This window comes from Micromonospora sp. S-DT3-3-22, from assembly GCF_015354745.1.
Lineage (GTDB): Bacteria > Actinomycetota > Actinomycetes > Mycobacteriales > Micromonosporaceae > Micromonospora > Micromonospora wenchangensis.
On the sequence record NZ_JACGMO010000148.1, the window covers coordinates 1 to 17,481 of the forward strand.

General features: G+C 73.5%; 12 protein-coding genes and 1 pseudogene. 10 read left to right on the top strand and 3 right to left on the bottom strand.

Annotated features, from left to right (window positions below; genetic code table 11):
* The 8 genes from H1A17_RS29695 to H1A17_RS29730 all read left to right on the top strand — a co-directional run.
* A partial coding sequence (locus H1A17_RS29695) for a TlpA disulfide reductase family protein (protein WP_194823440.1) occupies window positions 1-496 on the top strand: 496 nt, incomplete at its 5' end.
* A gap of 452 nt (window positions 497-948) precedes the next feature.
* A complete protein-coding gene (locus H1A17_RS29700) occupies window positions 949-2,061 on the top strand; it encodes a sugar phosphate isomerase/epimerase (protein WP_240762872.1) in 1,113 nt (370 codons plus the stop codon).
* A 403-nt stretch (window positions 2,062-2,464) separates the two neighbouring features.
* The gene (locus H1A17_RS29705; RefSeq protein WP_194823441.1) at window positions 2,465-5,683 is read left to right on the top strand and encodes a ThuA domain-containing protein; all 3,219 of its coding nucleotides are present in this window, start codon (window positions 2,465-2,467) and stop codon (window positions 5,681-5,683) included.
* 238 nt (window positions 5,684-5,921) lie between these two features.
* Complete coding sequence (locus H1A17_RS29710; protein WP_194823442.1) at window positions 5,922-7,214, top strand: glycosyltransferase family 4 protein; 1,293 nt, start codon at window positions 5,922-5,924, stop codon at window positions 7,212-7,214.
* A 64-nt stretch (window positions 7,215-7,278) separates the two neighbouring features.
* A complete protein-coding gene (locus tag H1A17_RS35710) occupies window positions 7,279-8,778 on the top strand; it encodes an O-antigen ligase (protein ID WP_194823443.1) in 1,500 nt (499 codons plus the stop codon).
* A gap of 11 nt (window positions 8,779-8,789) precedes the next feature.
* Window positions 8,790-9,860: a Wzz/FepE/Etk N-terminal domain-containing protein gene (locus H1A17_RS35355; protein WP_194823444.1), complete on the top strand. Its 1,071-nt coding sequence runs from the start codon at window positions 8,790-8,792 to the stop codon at window positions 9,858-9,860.
* Between the two features lie 6 nt (window positions 9,861-9,866).
* Window positions 9,867-11,480 (top strand): oligosaccharide flippase family protein, encoded by a 1,614-nt coding sequence (locus H1A17_RS29725; RefSeq protein WP_145919626.1) that lies wholly within the window; start codon window positions 9,867-9,869, stop codon window positions 11,478-11,480.
* Window positions 11,477-12,322, top strand: coding sequence for a sulfotransferase (locus tag H1A17_RS29730; protein WP_194823445.1), 846 nt, complete (start codon window positions 11,477-11,479; stop codon window positions 12,320-12,322). The genes H1A17_RS29725 and H1A17_RS29730 overlap by 4 nt, the downstream gene beginning before the upstream one ends.
* Window positions 12,323-12,457: 135 nt before the next feature.
* Here H1A17_RS29730 and H1A17_RS29735 read toward each other — a convergent pair whose 3' ends face one another.
* Genes H1A17_RS29735 through H1A17_RS29745 form a run of 3 tightly spaced genes read right to left on the bottom strand, consistent with a single transcriptional unit; the run spans window position 12,458 to window position 15,736 of the window.
* Complete coding sequence (locus H1A17_RS29735) at window positions 12,458-13,978, bottom strand: hypothetical protein (RefSeq protein ID WP_194823446.1); 1,521 nt, start codon at window positions 13,976-13,978, stop codon at window positions 12,458-12,460.
* A gap of 5 nt (window positions 13,979-13,983) precedes the next feature.
* Entirely contained in the window at window positions 13,984-14,790 is an 807-nt protein-coding gene (locus H1A17_RS29740; RefSeq protein WP_194823447.1) for a sulfotransferase, read from the bottom strand.
* A complete protein-coding gene (locus H1A17_RS29745; protein WP_194823448.1) occupies window positions 14,783-15,736 on the bottom strand; it encodes a hypothetical protein in 954 nt (317 codons plus the stop codon). The genes H1A17_RS29740 and H1A17_RS29745 overlap by 8 nt, the downstream gene beginning before the upstream one ends.
* Before the next feature lie 222 nt (window positions 15,737-15,958).
* Between H1A17_RS29745 and H1A17_RS29750 the strand changes: the two genes are divergently transcribed.
* Together H1A17_RS29750 and H1A17_RS29755 are read left to right on the top strand one after the other, a co-directional pair.
* Window positions 15,959-17,203: a glycosyltransferase gene (locus H1A17_RS29750; protein ID WP_145919631.1), complete on the top strand. Its 1,245-nt coding sequence runs from the start codon at window positions 15,959-15,961 to the stop codon at window positions 17,201-17,203.
* Window positions 17,200-17,481, top strand: a pseudogene (locus H1A17_RS29755) (sulfotransferase family protein); the annotation flags it as partial. The gene H1A17_RS29750 and the pseudogene H1A17_RS29755, both read left to right, overlap by 4 nt.

Genomic DNA, 17,481 nt, shown 5'->3' on the forward strand with positions numbered 1-17,481 from the left:
GCTCGCCGGGGGCGCCGCGACGCTGCCCGGACCGGTCCCCGCCGACCTGGCGCTGCGCCCGCCACCGGGCGGCGCGCCGGCCGCCCCGGCGTTCACCGGCGGGCTGACCGACGGCACCCCGCTCACCGCCGCCCGGCTCTGGGCCGACCGCCCGGTGGTGTTCACCTTCTTCAGCTCCTGGTGCACCACCTGCGCCGACCGGCAGGACGCGCTGAGCGAGCTGGCCCGCCGGCACCGGGACCGGGTGGTCTTCGTCGGCGTGGCCGGTGTCGACCAGGCCGACGAGTTGCAGGACTACCTGCGGGCGCACCGGGTGGAGTATCCCGTCGTGGTGGACGAACAGCAGACCATCTGGCGGTCGTACGCGGTGCGGGAGCCGCCGGCCGTCGTGCTGGTCGCCAAGGGTGGCGCGTTGCTGCGCGGCTGGCCCGGCGGGCTGGACGCGGCGGCGCTGGAGCAGCGGCTCGGTGAGCTGGTGCTGGCCGGTCCCGGGTAGCGCCCCGGGGGACGGGCGTTCCGACCGGCCGCCGCGCCCGGTGGCGGGCCGGCCGGTGGGGGACGCGGTGGGCGTGCTGTCGATTCGATCGCGGGTCGACGGCGCGCCCCGCGTCGTGTCCGCCTGTCCGCGTCCGGGGCGTCGTCGGTGTTCGTGCTGGTGAGGGCCGGGGGATCGACCGGGGAGCCGGGTCTGGGCGACCGTTCGGGCATCGGCTCCGACCATCAGGAACTTTTGTTCGTACGAACAAAAGTTTCTCCGTTCGAGGTCTATCTTTAGCCGTCAGCCACCGTTAGTGTCCGGTTCACAGACGTAACACGGTTGACATCCCCCCTTGACCGACCAGTCATCCACCGGGCCACGCGTATTCGGCGGCGCAGGTCCTTCGACCCTCCCAGCAGGACTCGCACGTCTCAGTGGCCCGCCAGGGCCGCCCTCGAAAGGTGGAATTTGTGAACGAGGATCAGCGCCGTATGGCCTCCGACCCCCAGTACCGCGCCCAGGTCACCCGCCGTCGGCTGCTGGCCGCGTCGGCCGGCGCCGCCGCCGTGCTCGGCGCGGCCGGCCTGCCGGTGCTCCAGACCAAGGGCCCGGCCCGCGCGGACGGCAAGTGGCGGGTCGACCCGCTCATCCCGGAGCAGAACCGGGGCATCATCCTCTACAGCGTCCGGGACCGGATCTCCGCCGCCCCGGACGACAGCGGCGTGCCCTACGGCTTCGAGCGGGTGCTCGCCAGCCTGGCCGAGATGGGCTACAAGGAGATCGAGTTCGCCGGCTACAACCAGCACACCTCGATCCTGGGCCGGCAGATCACCCCGACCGAGATCCGCAAGATCCTGGACGACAACGGGCTGGTCGCCAACGGCACCCACACGTCGATCAACGCGGCCACCTTCCAGCAGCAGCTGGACATCGCCGAGGAACTCGGCATGAAGAACATCGGCACCGGCAGCGACCCGACCAACAGCGCCTACCAGTCCGACTGGGACGCCGCGGCCGACGTGTGGAACGAGCTCGGCCGGCAGGCCAAGGAGCGCAAGATGCGCCTCTACACCCACAACCACGACGTGGCCTACTCGTTCCTGCTCGACAGCGGCCCGCTGGACGCCAACGGCAGGCCGACCCGGTCCTCCGGCGTGCGCCGGCTGGAGTACTTCTTCGCCAAGACCGACCCGAAGTACGTCTTCTTCGAGTGCGACATCTACTGGGCGTACGTGGCCCGGTACAAGCACACCAAGTACACCAACTCGGCCGGCCAGCAGAAGACCTCGCTGTTCGACCCGATCCTGAACGTGGCCCGGCGCACCAAGCGGTTCCCGCTGTTCCACGCCAAGGACGGCAACCGCAACTCGGCGCTGGCCAACGGCTACGAGATGATCCCGCTCGGTGAGGGCGACATCAACTTCCAGCAGTTCTTCCAGACCATCGGCGAGTCCGACTTCCACCACGCCAACTGGGAGATGGACACCGCCCCCGGCGGTGCCACCAACCCGGGCCAGTCGCTGGACTTCGCCCGGCTCAGCTACGCCAACATGGCCGACCTGACCATCTACAACAAGGACTGACCCGCCCGGCGGCCGGCAGCCGGCCGCCGCTTGCGCACCGACCGGCGGTCGCACCACCGCCGGCGGCACCGGCGGTGGCGGTCGCGTCCCCCGACGCGACCGCCACCACCCGGGCCCCGCCCCGACCGTCCGGGCCGCAGACGGCCCCCGGACAGCACCGGGCGTACCGCCCCGGCGGGCCCGTACCACGTGACCTCTTCCGACCCGTGACCCCGGGCCGCGCCGCCGCGCGCCCCCGGCACGGGCCCTGGCCGTACGCAGCTCCCCGGTCGGCGAACCGCACGGGGTCGGGACGGCGTTGTCCCGTCCCCACCGGAGAGCGAGACGCAGCACCGCACCACCCGGGTGGCCCCGGCACCCGCCCGGAGCAGGCAGCACATCGTCCCCCCACCGGAGGAACCAGATGGCAAGATCGGTACACCGATGGCTCGCCGCGATCGCAGGGGTAGGGATCGTCGTCCCGCTCGCCGCGACCGCACCGGCGTTGGCCCAGCCGGCCCAGGACACGACAAGCGTCCTGGTGTTCACCAAGACCGACGGTGAGCGTCACCCGTCGATCGACAAGGGCGTCAACGCGATCCGCACCCTGGGTAGCAGCAACGGCTTCACCGTCGACGTCACCCAGAACTCGACCGCCTTCTCCGACGACAACCTGGCCAGCTACGGCGCGGTCGTCTTCCTCAACACCACCGGCGACGTGCTCAACAGCGGCCAGGAGGCGGCCTTCGAGCGCTACATCCGCAACGGCGGTGGCTACCTCGGCGTGCACGCCGCGGTCGAGGCCGAACCGTCGTGGACGTTCTACCGCGACATCGTCGGCACCACCGCCGCCGGCACGGCGTCGAGCGGGTCGGCCAGCATCGACGTCGCCGACCGGGCGCACCCGGCGAGCAAGCCGCTCGCCCGGCAGCTCACCCTCAACGACCAGTGGTACAACTTCACCACCAACGTCCGGGGCACCGCGCACGTGCTCGCCACGGTGGACGAGAAGACGTTCACCGGCGGCACCATGGGCTACGACCACCCGATCTCCTGGTGCAAGGACTTCCAGGGCGGCCGGTCGTTCTACACCGGGCTCGGCGACTCCGCCGACACGTACGCCAACGGCGCGTTCCGCAAGCACCTGCTCGGCGCGATCCAGTGGTCGGCCGGCATGGTCGAGGGCGACTGCGGTGCCACGGTCAAGGCCAACTACGAGAAGGTCATCCTCAACGACGAGCCGGGCGAGCCGATGACCCTGTCGGTGCTGCCCGACGGTCGGGTGCTGCACAACACCCGGGCCGGCGAGATCCGGCTCTACGACCCGGAGACCGGCGCCAGCCCGGTCATCACCACCATCCCGGTGTACCAGCACGACGAGGACGGCCTCCAGTCGGTCACCATCGGCCCGGACTTCGCCACCGACAAGTGGGTGTACGCCTACTACGCGCCGAAGCTGGACACCCCCACCACGGACGCGCCGGCGACCAGCACCGACCCGAGCGTGTGGGACGTCTACAAGGGGTACAACCAGCTCTCCCGGTTCAAGTTCGTGGAGGAGCCGACCCCGCACCTGGACCTGGCCAGCGAGCAGAAGATCATGAAGGTCGACACCGACCGGGGCATCTGCTGCCACGTCGCCGGTGAGGTCAAGTTCGACGGCAAGGGGCTGCTCTACCTGGTCACCGGTGACGACACCAACGCCGGTGGCTCGGACGGCTTCACCCCGATCAACGAGTCGCCGACCCAGGGTCCGGGCTACGACGCCCAGCGGTCCGCCGGCAACACCAACGACCTGCGGGGCAAGGTGCTGCGGATCAAGGTGAAGGCGGACGGGTCGTACAGCATCCCGGCCGGCAACCTCTTCCCCGAGGCCGAGGACCGGGACAACAAGACCCGCCCGGAGATCTTCCTGATGGGTCTGCGCAACCCGTTCCGGTTCGACGTGGACTCCCGGGGCTTCGTCTACATCGGTGACTACTCGCCGGACTCGCAGACGCCGAACCCGGCCCGGGGCCCGGAGGGCACCGGTCGGTGGATCTCCACCAACAAGGCCGGCAACTACGGGTGGCCGTACTGCTACTCGCCGACCCTGCCGTACATCGACTACGACTTCGTGACCAAGCAGTCGAAGGGCGCCTTCAACTGCGCCGCGCCGGTGAACGACTCGCCGCGCAACACCGGCCGGACGGTCCTCCCGCCGGTGCAGGACCCGCAGCTCAACTACACCTTCCGGGCCACCACCACCTGCGCGGAGGGCTACCTGAGCACGCCGCCGGGCACCTGTGAGTTCAAGTGGCCGGTGCTCGGCACCGGTGGCGTCGGCCCGATGGGCGGCCCGGTCTACAAGTACGACGCCGCGCTGGCCTCCGAGACCAAGTTCCCGGAGTACTACAACGACGCGGTGGTGTTCGGGGAGTTCACCCGGGACAAGATCTTCATGATGCGCACCAACGGCAGCGGCAAGCTGGTCGGGGTGGAGCAGTTCCTGCCGGGCTTCGTCTTCGACAACCCGATGGACATGGAGTTCGGCCCGGACGGCAACCTCTACCTGCTGGAGTACGGCGACGGCTTCTTCCGGGCCAACCCGGACGCCGCGCTGTCGGTGATCCGCTACGCCAAGGGCACCCGCGCCCCGGTGGCGGAGCTGAAGGCCAGCCCGACCTCCGGGCAGGCGCCGCTGACCGTGCAGTTCTCCGCCGAGGGCTCCTACGACGCGGACCCGGGCGAGACCATCACCTACGCCTGGGACTTCGACGGCAACGGCACCACCGACTCGACCGAGCGGGACGCGTCGCACACCTACACCACCAACGGGGTCTTCACCGCCAAGCTGACGGTCACCGACTCCAGCGGCAAGACGGCGGTGCTCACCCGCGAGATCACCGTGGGCAACACCGCGCCCACCGTGAAGGTCACCTCGCCGCTGTCCGGCACCTTCTTCAACTGGGGTGACACCGTGCCGTGGACGGTCACCGTGACCGACCCCGAGGACGGCCCGATCGACTGCAGCCGGGTGACGGTCTCGTTCGTGCTCGGCCACGACACCCACGGGCACGGCATGAGCGACGCCAACGGCTGCTCGGGCTCGTTCGAGACCCCGGCCGACGGTGCCGACCACGCCGGTGGCTACCTGTACGGCGCGATCAGCGCCACCTACACCGACAAGGGCGCCAACGGCCAGCCGGCGCTGTCCGCGCTGGACCAGATCGTCCTGCAGACCTTCCGGCAGCAGGCCGAGTTCGCCCAGGTCCAGCAGGGCGTCACGCTGGCCAACACCACCGACACCGGTGGCGGCCAGCACGTGGCCGGCATCGACAACGGTGACCACATCGCGCTCGACCCGATCAACCTGGGCGGGATCGACAAGATCACCTTCCGGTACGCCGGTGGCTCCACGGCCACCGCCGGAACCCCGCGCGGCATCGTCGAACTGCGGCTCGACTCGCCGACCGGTGAGCTGGTGACCAGCGCGACGCTCAACGCGACCACCGGCACCAGCGCCTGGGCCAGCCAGACCTTCCCGGTCAGCCAGGCGGCCGGCACGCACGCGCTCTACCTGGTCTTCAAGCCCGTCTCCGGCGGAACCACGACCAGCCTGTTCAACCTCAACTGGGTGGAGTTCGGCGGCCCGACCTCCTGACGTCACCCTCCGGTCGCCGGGAGGACGGAGACTCCGTCCTCCCGGCGTCGTACCGGGACCCGGGCGGCCACCGGCACCCGGCCGGGCGGCACCGGCAGGTGTCCGACCCGGCCGGCGGTGCCGGTGGCCGGTCAGGTCTGACTGACCGGCCAGTGGCCGGCCGAACGTCGATGATCTAGCGTCCCGTGCGCCGGGGGCCGCGCCACCGCCCCGGTGGTAGCGAAAACGAGGGGGGACAGTGCCGTTCCGTAACGATGCCGCAGACCGGGGAGAGCAGCTCCGCACCGACCGCTCGGGGCCGAGCCTGACCCGCCCGCCGGGGTGGCGTCCCCTGCGGGTGGCGATGATCGGCCAGAAGGGCGTGCCGGCCACCTACGGGGGGATCGAACGGCACGTGGAGGAGGTGGCCAGCCGGCTGGTCGGCCTCGGCCACGAGGTGACCGTCTACTGCCGGGACAGCTACGGCGCGGTGGAGGCGACCCGGCACCGGGGCATCCGGCTGCGGCGGGCCCGTACCGTGCCCAGCAAGCACCTCGACGCCATCGTGCACTCGGCCACCTCGACCCTGGCGGCACTGACCGAGCGCCCCGACATCGTGCACTACCACGGCCTCGGCCCGGTGCTGACCGCACCGCTGGCCCGGTACGCCTCCCGCGCCAAGGTGGTGCTCACCGTGCACGGGCTGGACAACCAGCGCGACAAGTGGGGCCGGGCGGCGCGGGCCGTGCTCGGCACCGCGTACCGGCTCAGCGGGCACCTGCCCGACGCCCGGGTGACCGTGTCCCGGGGCCTCGCGGCGCACTACACCACCCGGTTCGGCCGGCCCGCCCGGTACATCCCCAACGGGGTGGCCGCCCCCACCCACCGGCCGCCCCGGGAACTGACCCGGTTCGGCCTGCGCCCCGGCGGCTACCTGCTGCTGGTCGGCCGGCTCGTCCCCGAGAAGGCCGCCGACCTGCTCGTCCAGGCGTTCCGGCGGCTGCCCACCGACCTGCGGCTGGCCATCGTCGGCGGCTCCGCCTTCACCGACGGCTACGTCGCCCGGCTCCGTGAGGCCGCCGGTGACGACCCGCGCATCGTGTTCACCGACTTCGTCTACGGCGACCTGCTCGCCGAGCTGTACTCGCACGCGGCGGCCTTCGTGCAGCCGTCCCGCCTGGAGGGGCTGCCGCTGACCGTGCTGGAGGCCGCCTCGTACGGGCTGCCGGTGGTCGCCAGCGACATCGAACCCCACCGTGAGGTGCTCGACCGCGACGGGCCGGGGCAGCGGCTGTTCCGCGACGGTGACGTCGACGACCTGCTGCGGGCGCTGGGCACGGTGACCGCCGACCTGCCGGCCGAACGGGCCGGCGCGGCCCTGCTGCGCGACCGGGTGCTCGCCGAGTACAGCTGGGACGCGGCCGCCCGTGAGCTGGAAAAACTCTACTTCTCGCTGGCCCTGCGCGCCCCCCGCCCCGGGGAACCGGACGTTGGGTCGCCCACGGTCGGCGTAACGGCCCATGTCCCCCGACCTCGGCGACCGTTAGATTAGGCCGTTCTCCCGGCCGTCGGCGGCGACCGGCAACAGTTCCCTGGAAACGAGTGGTCGGCGAGCGGTGGACGGACAGCGACACGGCACGGAGGGCGACCTCACCCTGCCCGACGGCGGGCGGCGACGGTGGTCCGGCGGTGACCCGACCGCCCGCCTGTTGACCGTCGGCGCGGCGCTGCTGTGCGCCGTGGTGGCGCTCGGCGTCGGACTGACCGCCTCCGCTGGCGGCCGGGTCGGCGCGGTGCTGCCCCTGGTGGTCCTCGCCGGACTGGCCGTCGGCGTGCTCGCGCTCACCCGCTTCGCGGCGTACGTGCTGCTGATGCTGGCGGTCCGCTCCTGCGTCGACCTGTTCAAGCTCAGCGGCCCGACGGCCGGCCGGGCCGACGGCGCGGCGGCGACCCGGACGATGGACCCGTCGACGATCCTGGCGGTGCTGTTCCTGCTCGCCGCCGGCCTCTGGCTCGCCGCCCAGCTACGCCAGCGGGGCCGGCTGCGCGGCTCCCCGCTGGGCGTGGCGATGCTGCTGGTCGGGGCCACCTGTCTGGTCAGCGCGGCGGGGGCCGCCCAGCCGGTGCCCAGCGCCCTGGAGGCGCTGCGGATCGGCACCGTGGTGGTCATGTTCGTGGTCCTGGAGCAGCTCATGCCGGACCTGCCGGCGGTCCGCCGGGTGCTGCTCGCCGCGTACGTGTCGCTGGTGCTGGCGGTCGGCTACACCGCCGTGCTGTCCCTGCTCGGCCACCCACCGGCCGAGATCAAGGGGGACTTCACCCGGATCAGCGGCCCGTTCAGCCAGTCCACCACGTTCGGCCGCTACCTGATGTTCATGGTGATCTTCGGGTTCGGCATCCACCGCTACCTGAGCCGCCGGCTTCGGCTCGGCCTCGGCGCGTTGCTCACCGCGTCGCTGCTGTTCCTGCTGCTCACCAACACCCGCAGTGCGATCCTCGGGGCGGGGCTGGGCCTGCTGGTGGTGGCGGTGCTGCACCGCAGCCGGCGGATGCTGGTGGCGCTCTGCCTGGTCGCGGTGGCCGGGGTGGCGCTGCTGCCGAGCGTCGCGCACCGCTTCGGGCAGCTCGCCGACAACACCGCCGTCGGCGGCGGCCCCACCGGCAACACCCTCGCCTGGCGGGTCGGCTACTGGTCGGAGATCGTGTCGCTGGCCAACCGCAACCCGGTCACCGGGATCGGCCCCAACATGACCAAGTTCGAGGCCGACGAGGCGAAGAAGCCGCACAACGACTTCCTGCGCGCGTACGTGGAGACCGGGCTGGCCGGGCTGCTGGCGTACCTGGCGATGATGGTGCTGTGCCTGCACACCGGGCTGAACGCGCTGCGCCGCGCCCCACCGGGGAGCCTCGGCCGGGGGATCGCGATCGGGTTCCTGGGCTGCGCGGTCGCCTTCGTCGCGGTCAGCGCGGCGTCCAACGTGATCTCGAACGTGGTCACCCTGTGGTACTTCGCGGCGTTCGCCGCGGCAGCCGGCGCGGTCGCCCGGGGGCTACCGGCCGAGCCGTCCCGGGCGGCGACGCCCCGATCGGTGACGACCGGGTGGCACAACCGATGAAGGATCAAGCAGTGGGGAGCACCAGGGTGGAGATCGTCGACTATCTGCGGGTCGCGCGGCGTCGACTCTGGCTGCTGGTGGGCATTCCGCTGGTGGCCGGAGCGGCGGCCGCGCTGGTCGTCCTGCTCGGCCCGCAGCAGTACGCGGCCACCTCGTACGTCGCCGCGCCCGCCCTGGTCGGCGGCAGCGCGGCCCAGCAGTACACCGGCACCCAGGCGGCCAACCAGTTCGCGGCGGCCTTCGCCGCGGCGGTGACCTCCCCGCAGGTGGTCGACCAGGTGGCCGCCGACACCGGGGTCCCCGCCGACGCGCTGCGCGACGGCCTGGCGGTCAAGCAGGTCGGCGCGAGCAGCCAGCTCACCGTCACCTACACCACCGCCGACCGGTCCACGGTCGCCCCGGTGCTCGCCGCGACCGGCAAGCGGGCCCTGGCCTTCCTGTTCGCCAGCCAGGTCGGCATCGCCACCGACGAGGTGAAGACGGCCACCGACGAGCTGACCACCGCCACCCGGGCGATCAACGACTGGGAGAAGGCCAACAAGGTCAGCCAGCCCGACAAGCTCTACCAGTCGACCCTCCAGGAGATCGCCAGCCTGCGGCAGCAGCAGTTGCAGATGCAGGCGGTCGGCAACACCCGGGGCGCCAACGCCGCCGCCGAGTCGATCAGCGCCGGGCAGAAGCGGCTCGACGGGCTCGGTCCGAAGCTGCCCGACTACCAGGCGCTGCTCGCCCAACGCGACAGCGCGACCAGCGCGTTGGCCTCGGCCCGGCAGGGGCTGCAACAGGCCCGCGCCCAGTCCCAGGCCGCCGACCCGGAGAAGGTGACCAGCGTCGGCGAGACGCAGCCGGTGTCCCGGACGAAGGCGCTGGTCGCGCTGGTGCTCCCGGTCGCCGGTGCCGGCCTGCTGCTGGCCGTGCTGCTGGTGGCGGTGCTGGAGTGGCTGTCGCGCAGCCGCCGGGCCGGGCAGCCGCCGGCGGTCGGCCGGGCCGCCCCCGCCCTGACCGGCGGACGGCGCGGCGACGACACGGTGGTGCTGCCGGTCGTCACCTCGACCGTGCCCGAGCAGCACCGACGCCGGTAGGTGGCGGTGTCGCACGCGTCCGCGCAGGGCGACCGGCACGTCCGGGGGATGGCCCGGGGCGGCGGGCTCAACCTGCTCGGTGCCCTGCTCAGCCAGGCGGCGGTCTTCCTGATCATGCTGCTGCTGGCCCGGCTGCTGGGCATCCGGGAGGTCGGCCGGTACGCCCAGTGCTACGCGGTGCTGTCGCTGGCCGGGCTGCTGTCGCTGTCCGGGTTCCGGGCCGGCCTCACCCGGTTCGTGGCGGTGCACCTGGCCGACGCGGACGCCCCGGCGCTGCGCGGCACCATCCGGTTGGGGCTGGCCGTCTCGGCCGGCTCGTCGGTCGTCCTCGCCGGGGCGCTGGCGGCGGGCGCACCGTGGCTGGCCGACCGGCTGCACGACCCGGGGCTGGTCACCGGGCTGCGGCTGGTCGCGCTGACCCTGCCCGCCTCGACGATCTGCGAGGCGGCGCTGGCGGCGACCCGGGGTTGGCGTACCCAGCGGCCGTTCACCTTCATCGGCCAGCTCTACGAGCCGGGCACCCGGCTGCTGCTCACCGCGCTCGCCCTGCTCACCGGGGCCGGGCTGACCGGGGCGTTCTGGGCGCTGGTGGTGGCCGGCTGGTCGGCCGCCCTGCTCGCCCTGCTGGCGCTGGCCCGGCTGGTCCGCCGGGTGCCCCCGGCCCGCCCGGTGCACCGACCGGGGGAGCTGTTCCGCTTCTCCACGGTCAGCTGGGTGTCGTCGCTGTCGTCGACCGGGCTGATCTGGGTCGACACCCTGCTGCTCGGGTTCTTCGCCAATCCGGACATCGGCGTCTACAACGTCGCCACCCGGCTGGTCACCGTCGCCATCTTCGTCCTCGCCCCGGTCAACGCCGCGTTCGGCCCGTACCTGGCGCACCTCTACCACCGGGGGGACCTCGACGACGTCCGCCGGGTCTACGCGGTGGCCACCGGCTGGGTGGTGCGGCTGTCGCTGCCGGCGTTCGTGGCGCTGCTGGTCCTCCCCGGCGACCTGCTGCGCGTCTTCGGCGGCGAGGTCGCCACCGGCGCGGCGGTGACCGTGGTCCTCGCCCTCGGCCAGCTCGTCAACGCGGCCACCGGCCCGTGCGGCACGGTGCTGAACATGTCCGGCCGGGTGGCCCTCAACATGGCCGACAACCTGGTCGCCCTGGTGCTCAACGTGCTGCTCAACCTGTGGCTCATCCCGGCGTACGGGATCGTCGGCGCGGCGGCGGCGTGGAGCGCCTCGCTGATCGTGGTCAACATCGCCCGGGTGGTGCAGGTCCGCCACCTGACCGGCGCGCTGCCGTTCACCGTCGGGATGGCCAAGGGGCTGGCCGCCGGGGTCGCCGCGCTGGCCGCCGGGCTGCTGGTGCGCTGGCTGGTGCCGGGCTGGCCGTGGCGGCCGGTCGCCGGGCTGGCCACCATCGTGGCGGTCTACCTGGGGGCCGTGCTGGCACTGGGGCTCAGCCGGGAGGATCTGATGGTGCTGCGTACCCTCGCCCGCCGACGCCGCCGTGGCGTCCCGTCCGACGCCCCCGGGGACGCCCCGGGGGTCGACCCGTCCGACGACGGTCCGTTCCCCACCGGGGTGGGCGGGGGCGGCCGGGACACCTCCGGCCGGGCGGTGCCGCGGTGAGCGCGGGACCGCGCCGGGCCACCGTGGACCGGCTGCGCCGGGTGGTACGCGGCACCCGCGCCTGGGGGCGGGCGGCGCTGCCCGGCCGGGTCGGCGCGCTGCCCGACTTCCTGATCATCGGCGGGCAGCGGTGCGGCACCACCTCGTTGCACCACTACCTCGCCGAGCACCCCGACGTGCGGGCCGCCACCGGCAAGGAACTCCAGTTCTTCAGCCTGCACTTCGGGCGGGGGACCCGCTGGTACCGGGCGCACTTCCCGCCGGCCGCCCCGGGCCGGCGCAGCTTCGAGGCCAGCCCCTACTACCTGTTCCACCCCGGCGTGCCGGCCCGGGTGGCGGCGACGCTGCCCGAGGCCCGGTTCGTGGCGCTGCTGCGCGACCCGGTCGAGCGGGCCTACTCGCACTACCTGCACACCCGCTCGTACGGGCTGGAGCCGTTGGGCTTCGCCGAGGCGCTCGCCGCCGAACCGGGGCGGCTGGCCGAGGCGCTGGTCGACGGGCCGGACACCCCGGCGGCGCACCACGCGCTGCGCAACTTCTCCTACGCCGCCCGGGGCCGCTACGCCGAGCAGCTCGACCGCTGGTACGCCCACCTGCCCCCGGACCGGCTGCACGTGATCCGCAGCGAGGACCTGTACGCCGACCCGGCCACCAGCTACGCGGGGGTGCTGCGGTTCCTCGGGCTGGCCCCGTACACCCCGGCGGCGTTCGCCCGGCACACCCGCCGGGCGGACACCGGCCCGTCCCAGCTCACCCCGGCGTTGCGGGCCGAGCTGGCCGCCGGGTTCGCCCCGCACAACGCCCGCCTCGCCGCCCTGCTCGGCTGGCCGCGCACCTGGTGAACGCCGCCGCGCGGGCCCGTGACCAGACGGCGTTCCGGTGGCCGACACGGTGGTGCGCGGAACCGCGATTCGGTCACGGGCCCCCGGCACCCGCCCACCGCCCGACGGTGCCGGGCCGGGGCCGTCGTCGGGCGGTCAGCGGATCGGGGCGAGAACCGCGTTCGGGTCGCCGGTGGCGCGCAGCAGCACCGGGCTCGGGCCGATCGGCAGTGCGCCGGTGCGGGCGGCCGGGTCGGCGCCGACCGGGCCCCCGGTCACCCCGGCCGCAGTCGGCAACGACACGGTGCCGGAGGAGGTCGACCAGACCACCAGGGTGCTCTCCGCGCCGCGCCGGAACGCCACCCCGGTCAGCCCCTTGGCGTTCACCGGCTCGACGGTCGCGTCCCGCGCCGCCGCCGCCAGGGCGGCCATCATCGCGCCGGCCTGCCGCTGGGTGCCGTCCGGGTCGAGCAGGCCGTAGCGGACCTCCGCGCCGGCCCGGTTGTTCGGGTTGTACGCCAGCGGCAGCCAGAGCACCTCGCGGATGCCCCCGGCGACCAGCTGACTGACCACCTTGACCATCTCGTCGCCCCGGGCCGCCGCGTCGTCCGCGCCGTCCTTCCAGAACTGGCCGACCTCCCACGCCTGCACCGGGACCCCGGCCGGGGTCTCCGCCCGCAGGTAGTCCAGCAGCGCCGGCACCCCGGAGAAGTGCTCGTAGAAGTGCAGCTGCCGGACGTCGACCACCCGGTCGTCGAGCAGCTTCTCGGTGACCGCGAGGTAGGCCAGGTTGCGGGAGTTCTGCGCGTTGTCCAACGCCGTGCGCAACGCCGTCGGGTCGTTCACCGGCGGGATCAGCCGACCCCGGGTGCCGATCCGCCGCTGGAAGTACGCCTGGTAGGCGGCGACGGCCTGGTCCGGCTGCCCGGCCCGCAGCAGCCGGTCGGCGACCCCCATCCCGTACGCGACGCTGCTCATGCCCGAGTCGACCACCTTGGCCTGCGGGTCGGCCGCGCGGATCGCCTCGGCGGCGGCGGTGACCAGCCGACGGTAGTCCTCGGGGCTGCCCGCCCAGTACTGCTGGGCGTTGACCTCGTTCTCGATGGCGTACTCGCGGACCCCATACGGGGCGTACCGCTGCACCAGCGTGCGGACGAAGTTCTGGTAGGCGGCGAGGTCCTGTGGCATCGCCGACTCGGTCTTGTTGGCCTGGCCCCGGGTGAACTTCGCCGTCCCGCCGGTCGCCCAGCACACCCCGGTACGGATCTTCAGGTGCAGGGTGATGCCGAGCTTGCGGCTGCGTTCGGCGATCTGGTCCACCGCCGAGAAGTCCGGGCTGCCCTGGGTCTTCTCGATGTCGCACCAGCTCAGCTCGTGGTACGTCGCCGAACCGGAGAGCTTCTCCAGGTAGGGGACGAACTGGTCGTGCCGGGAGAAGTCCCAGTGCGCGCCGAACGGGTTGCGGACCGCCTCGCCGGCCGGCAGCGGCGTACCGCTGGCACCGGCGGACGGGGCGGCCGACGGCGCGGTCGACGACGGGGCCGGCCCGGGGGCGGGATCGTCCGAACAGGCCGCCCCGGCGAGCAGGGCGACCAGCAGCACCCCGGCGAGCAGCCCCCGCCGCCCGACCCGGCGGGCCGACGGACCCCCGCCCGGGGTTGCACCGCCGCGTGGCACCCGGTTCACCGGTAGCCCAGTTCGCGCAGGGTGGCGCCGGAGAAGACCCGGACCAGCACCCGCAGGAAGGGGTCCAGCTCGCGGCGGTAGGTGCCGACCCGGGAGCCGTAGATCGGGGCGTCGGTGCCGGCGGCGGCCCGCCGTCGCTCCGCCTCGGCGGTGTACTTGCCCGCCACGTCGTGCTGCTTGCCGTCGTAGTCGAGCACGCCAGCCTCCCAGGGTTCGCCGAGGAACTCGAACAGGCCCCGCATGGCCTTCTCCGGGTCGGTGACAGTTTCCTCGTAGCGCAGTTCGTGGTAGCGGTCGGCCGGCAGCCGGGCACCGGCGGCGCGGGCGATGCGGATGTAACGCGGCCACTTCACCACGCACTTGACCGCCGACCAGTAGCCGAACCGCTTGCGGTGCGACACCACCACGTCCCGGCCGTCCCGTACGACGTGCACGAACTGCGCGTCGGGGAAGACCTCGGCCAGGAAGTCGATGGACAGCGCGTACAGCGGGGTCTTGTCGGCCCAGCGGGTCTTGCCCCGGGACCGGGCGTAGTCGGCCTGGATGCCGCCGAAGAAGTCGGCGATGCGGCCCAGCCAGTACTCCCGGGGGAACCCGAAGCGGGCCAGCCGCTCCCAGTCCCGCCCGACGATGCGTTGCATGTCGGCCAGGAACCGGGTCTCCGGGCCGCAGCTGACCCGGGAGTGCGAGTCGAGCACCAGCCGCAGCATCGTCGTGCCGGAACGCTGGCAGCCGACCAGGAAGATCGGCCCCTGCGGGCGGCCCGGCCCGGGGGCGGGTGGCGGGTTCTGCGGGTCAGCCATGGTCCAATGCCTCCTGCCGGCCGGCCGACGCGTCCAACCGGCCGGTCAGCTCGGTGCACAGCGCCCGCACCCGGGCGTCGATCTCCAGCCGGGGCCGCGCCGGGGTGCGCGCGCCGACGTGCGCGTGCAGCACCGGGTCGTACGGCAGGTCGAGGAACGCGCACAGCCGCCGGGTGTACCCGGCCGGGTCGGCGACCAGCGCGTCGTACGAGCAGAGCAGGGTGTCCGGGCGGTCGGCCAGCCCGAGGGAGAAGTACAACGTGTTGCGCACGTACCAGAACAGGGCGGCGGCGGTGTGCGGGGTCATCCGGTCGTAGTCGAAGCCGGCGACCAGCTCCCGCGTCGGCGCGTCCAGGCGCTGCCCCTGCCAGCGGTCCCCGATGGTGCCGTCGGCGATGGCCCGCAGCGCCCGCAGGTTGGCGTCGCCGAACTTCGCCACCTCGGAGCGGGCCCGGTCGTCGACGTCCCGGTACGCCCACAGCGCCCGCCCCGGCGTGACTCCGGGCAGGTCGAGCAGCCGGTCCACCCGGTGCGTGTCGCACAGCGGCTTGACCAGCACGTACCGGTGCCGGCTGTGGCGGACGACGGCGGCCAGCACCGGGTCGGGGCGCAACCGGAAGCGGTGGAACACGGCCCGGTCGTTCTCGTTGCGGACCTCCACCGACGGGTCGGCGTCCAGCCCCCGGGTCAGCATGTTGGTGCCGGAGCGTTGCAGGCCCACCAGGTACACCGGGACGGCCCGGCCGGGCGGCCCGGGGTGGGCCCGTCGCCAGCGCCACTTCGCCAGCGCGGTGCGGGCCCGCTCGACCGGATCGAGCCGGTCCTCCTCGATCAGCCGCCGGATGCCCTCGGTGCGTGCCCAGCGCAGGTGCCGGCGGACCCGTCGGGCGGTGTACGCCAGCGCCGAGGGTTCGTCGGGGTGGGGCACCAGGTCCTCCTCGGGCACGTCGGGCGGGGTGGGGCACACGGTACCGGCAGATCATCGCGGCTGACCACGTGGCCGTGTGGTCAGCCGGCGATGGGCCGTGTGGCTACTTGGGGATCATGAGCTGGACTCACGACGTGGGTGGTGCATACGGTGGGGCCCCTGGTCACCGCTGCTGTCCGGGGCGACCACCCCACCTCCCGACCCCCGACGCACCGCAGCAGCCACCCCCGGAGCAGGCCGATGCGTGTCCTCCATGTCAACAAGTTCCTCTACCGGCGCGGCGGTGCCGAGGGCTACCTGCTCGACGTCGCCGAGCTGCAACGGGGCGACGGCGACGAGGTGGCCTTCTTCGGCATGACCCACCCGGACAACGACGCCCCCACCCCGTACGCCCGGCACTTCCCGTCCCACGTGGAGCTGGACCCGACGCCGCGCGGCGCGGGACCCCGCGCGGCGGTGGCGGCCCGGATGATCTGGTCGCCGGCCAGCCGGCGGGGCCTGGCCCGGGTGCTCGACGAGTTCCGGCCCGACGTGGTCCACCTGCACAACATCTACCACCAGCTCTCCCCGTCGGTGCTGGCGGCGGTGCGGGCCGCCCGGGTGCCGGCGGTGATGACCCTGCACGACTACAAGCTGGCCTGCCCCAGCTACCAGATGCTCGACCGGGGGACGGTCTGCGACGCCTGCGTGACCGGCGGCCCGCTGCGCGCGGCCCGTCGCCGCTGCAAGGACGGCTCGTTCGGGGCCAGCTCGCTGCTCGCCGTCGAGTCCTGGCTGCACCGCGCCACCCGGGCGTACGGGCCGGTGCAGGCGTTCGTCAGCCCCAGCCGGTTCCTGGCCGACGTGATGCGCCGGGCCGGGGTCTTCCCCGACCGGATGCACGTGGTGTCGCACTTCGTCGACGTCGCCACGACGGCGGTGAAGACGGCCCCCGGCGGGCCGGTGGTCTTCGCCGGTCGGCTGGCCGCCGAGAAGGGCGTCGACGTGCTGATCGAGGCGCTCACCCGACTGCCCGACGACGTCGTGCTGGAGGTGGCCGGGGACGGCCCGGCCCGCGACGGACTGACCGACCTGGCCCGGCGACGGGCCCCCGGCCGGGTCCGGTTCCACGGCCGGCTGGACAAGGCCCGGCTGCACGAGCTGGTCCGCTCGGCCACGGTGGTGGCGGTGCCGTCCCGGTGGAACGAGAACCAGCCGATGGCGGTGCTGGAGGCGTACGGCTGCGGGGTGCCGGTGGTCGCCTCCGACCTGGGCGGCCTGCCCGAGCTGGTCACCCCCGGGGTGGACGGCGAGGTGGTGCCCGCCGACGACCCGGTCGCGCTGGCCGACGGGCTGCACCGGGTGCTGGCCGACCCGCAGCGGGCGTACCGGATGGGGCGGGCCGGCCGGGCGCGGGTGGAGCGGGACTTCTCCCCGCAGGCGCACCTGACCCGGTTGCGGGAGGTCTACGCGACCGCCGCGCGGACCGTGCGGGAGCCGGTGTGAACCCGCCGGTGCGGGTGCTCTACCTGGCCGGCAGCGGACGCAGCGGCAGCACCCTGGTCACCACCGTGCTGGGCCAGTACGACGGGGTCTTCGCCGCCGGCGAGCTGCGTTACCTGTGGCAGCGCGGCGAGGTGGAGAACCGGCCCTGCGGCTGCGGCCGACCGTTGCGGGACTGCCCGCTGTGGCGCGAGGTGCGCCGGGAGCTGCCGGTGGAGCGGGCCGCGGGGATCGCCGCCGGGCTGCGCGGGCGGCTGCGGATGCGCGGCCTGCCGGCGTTG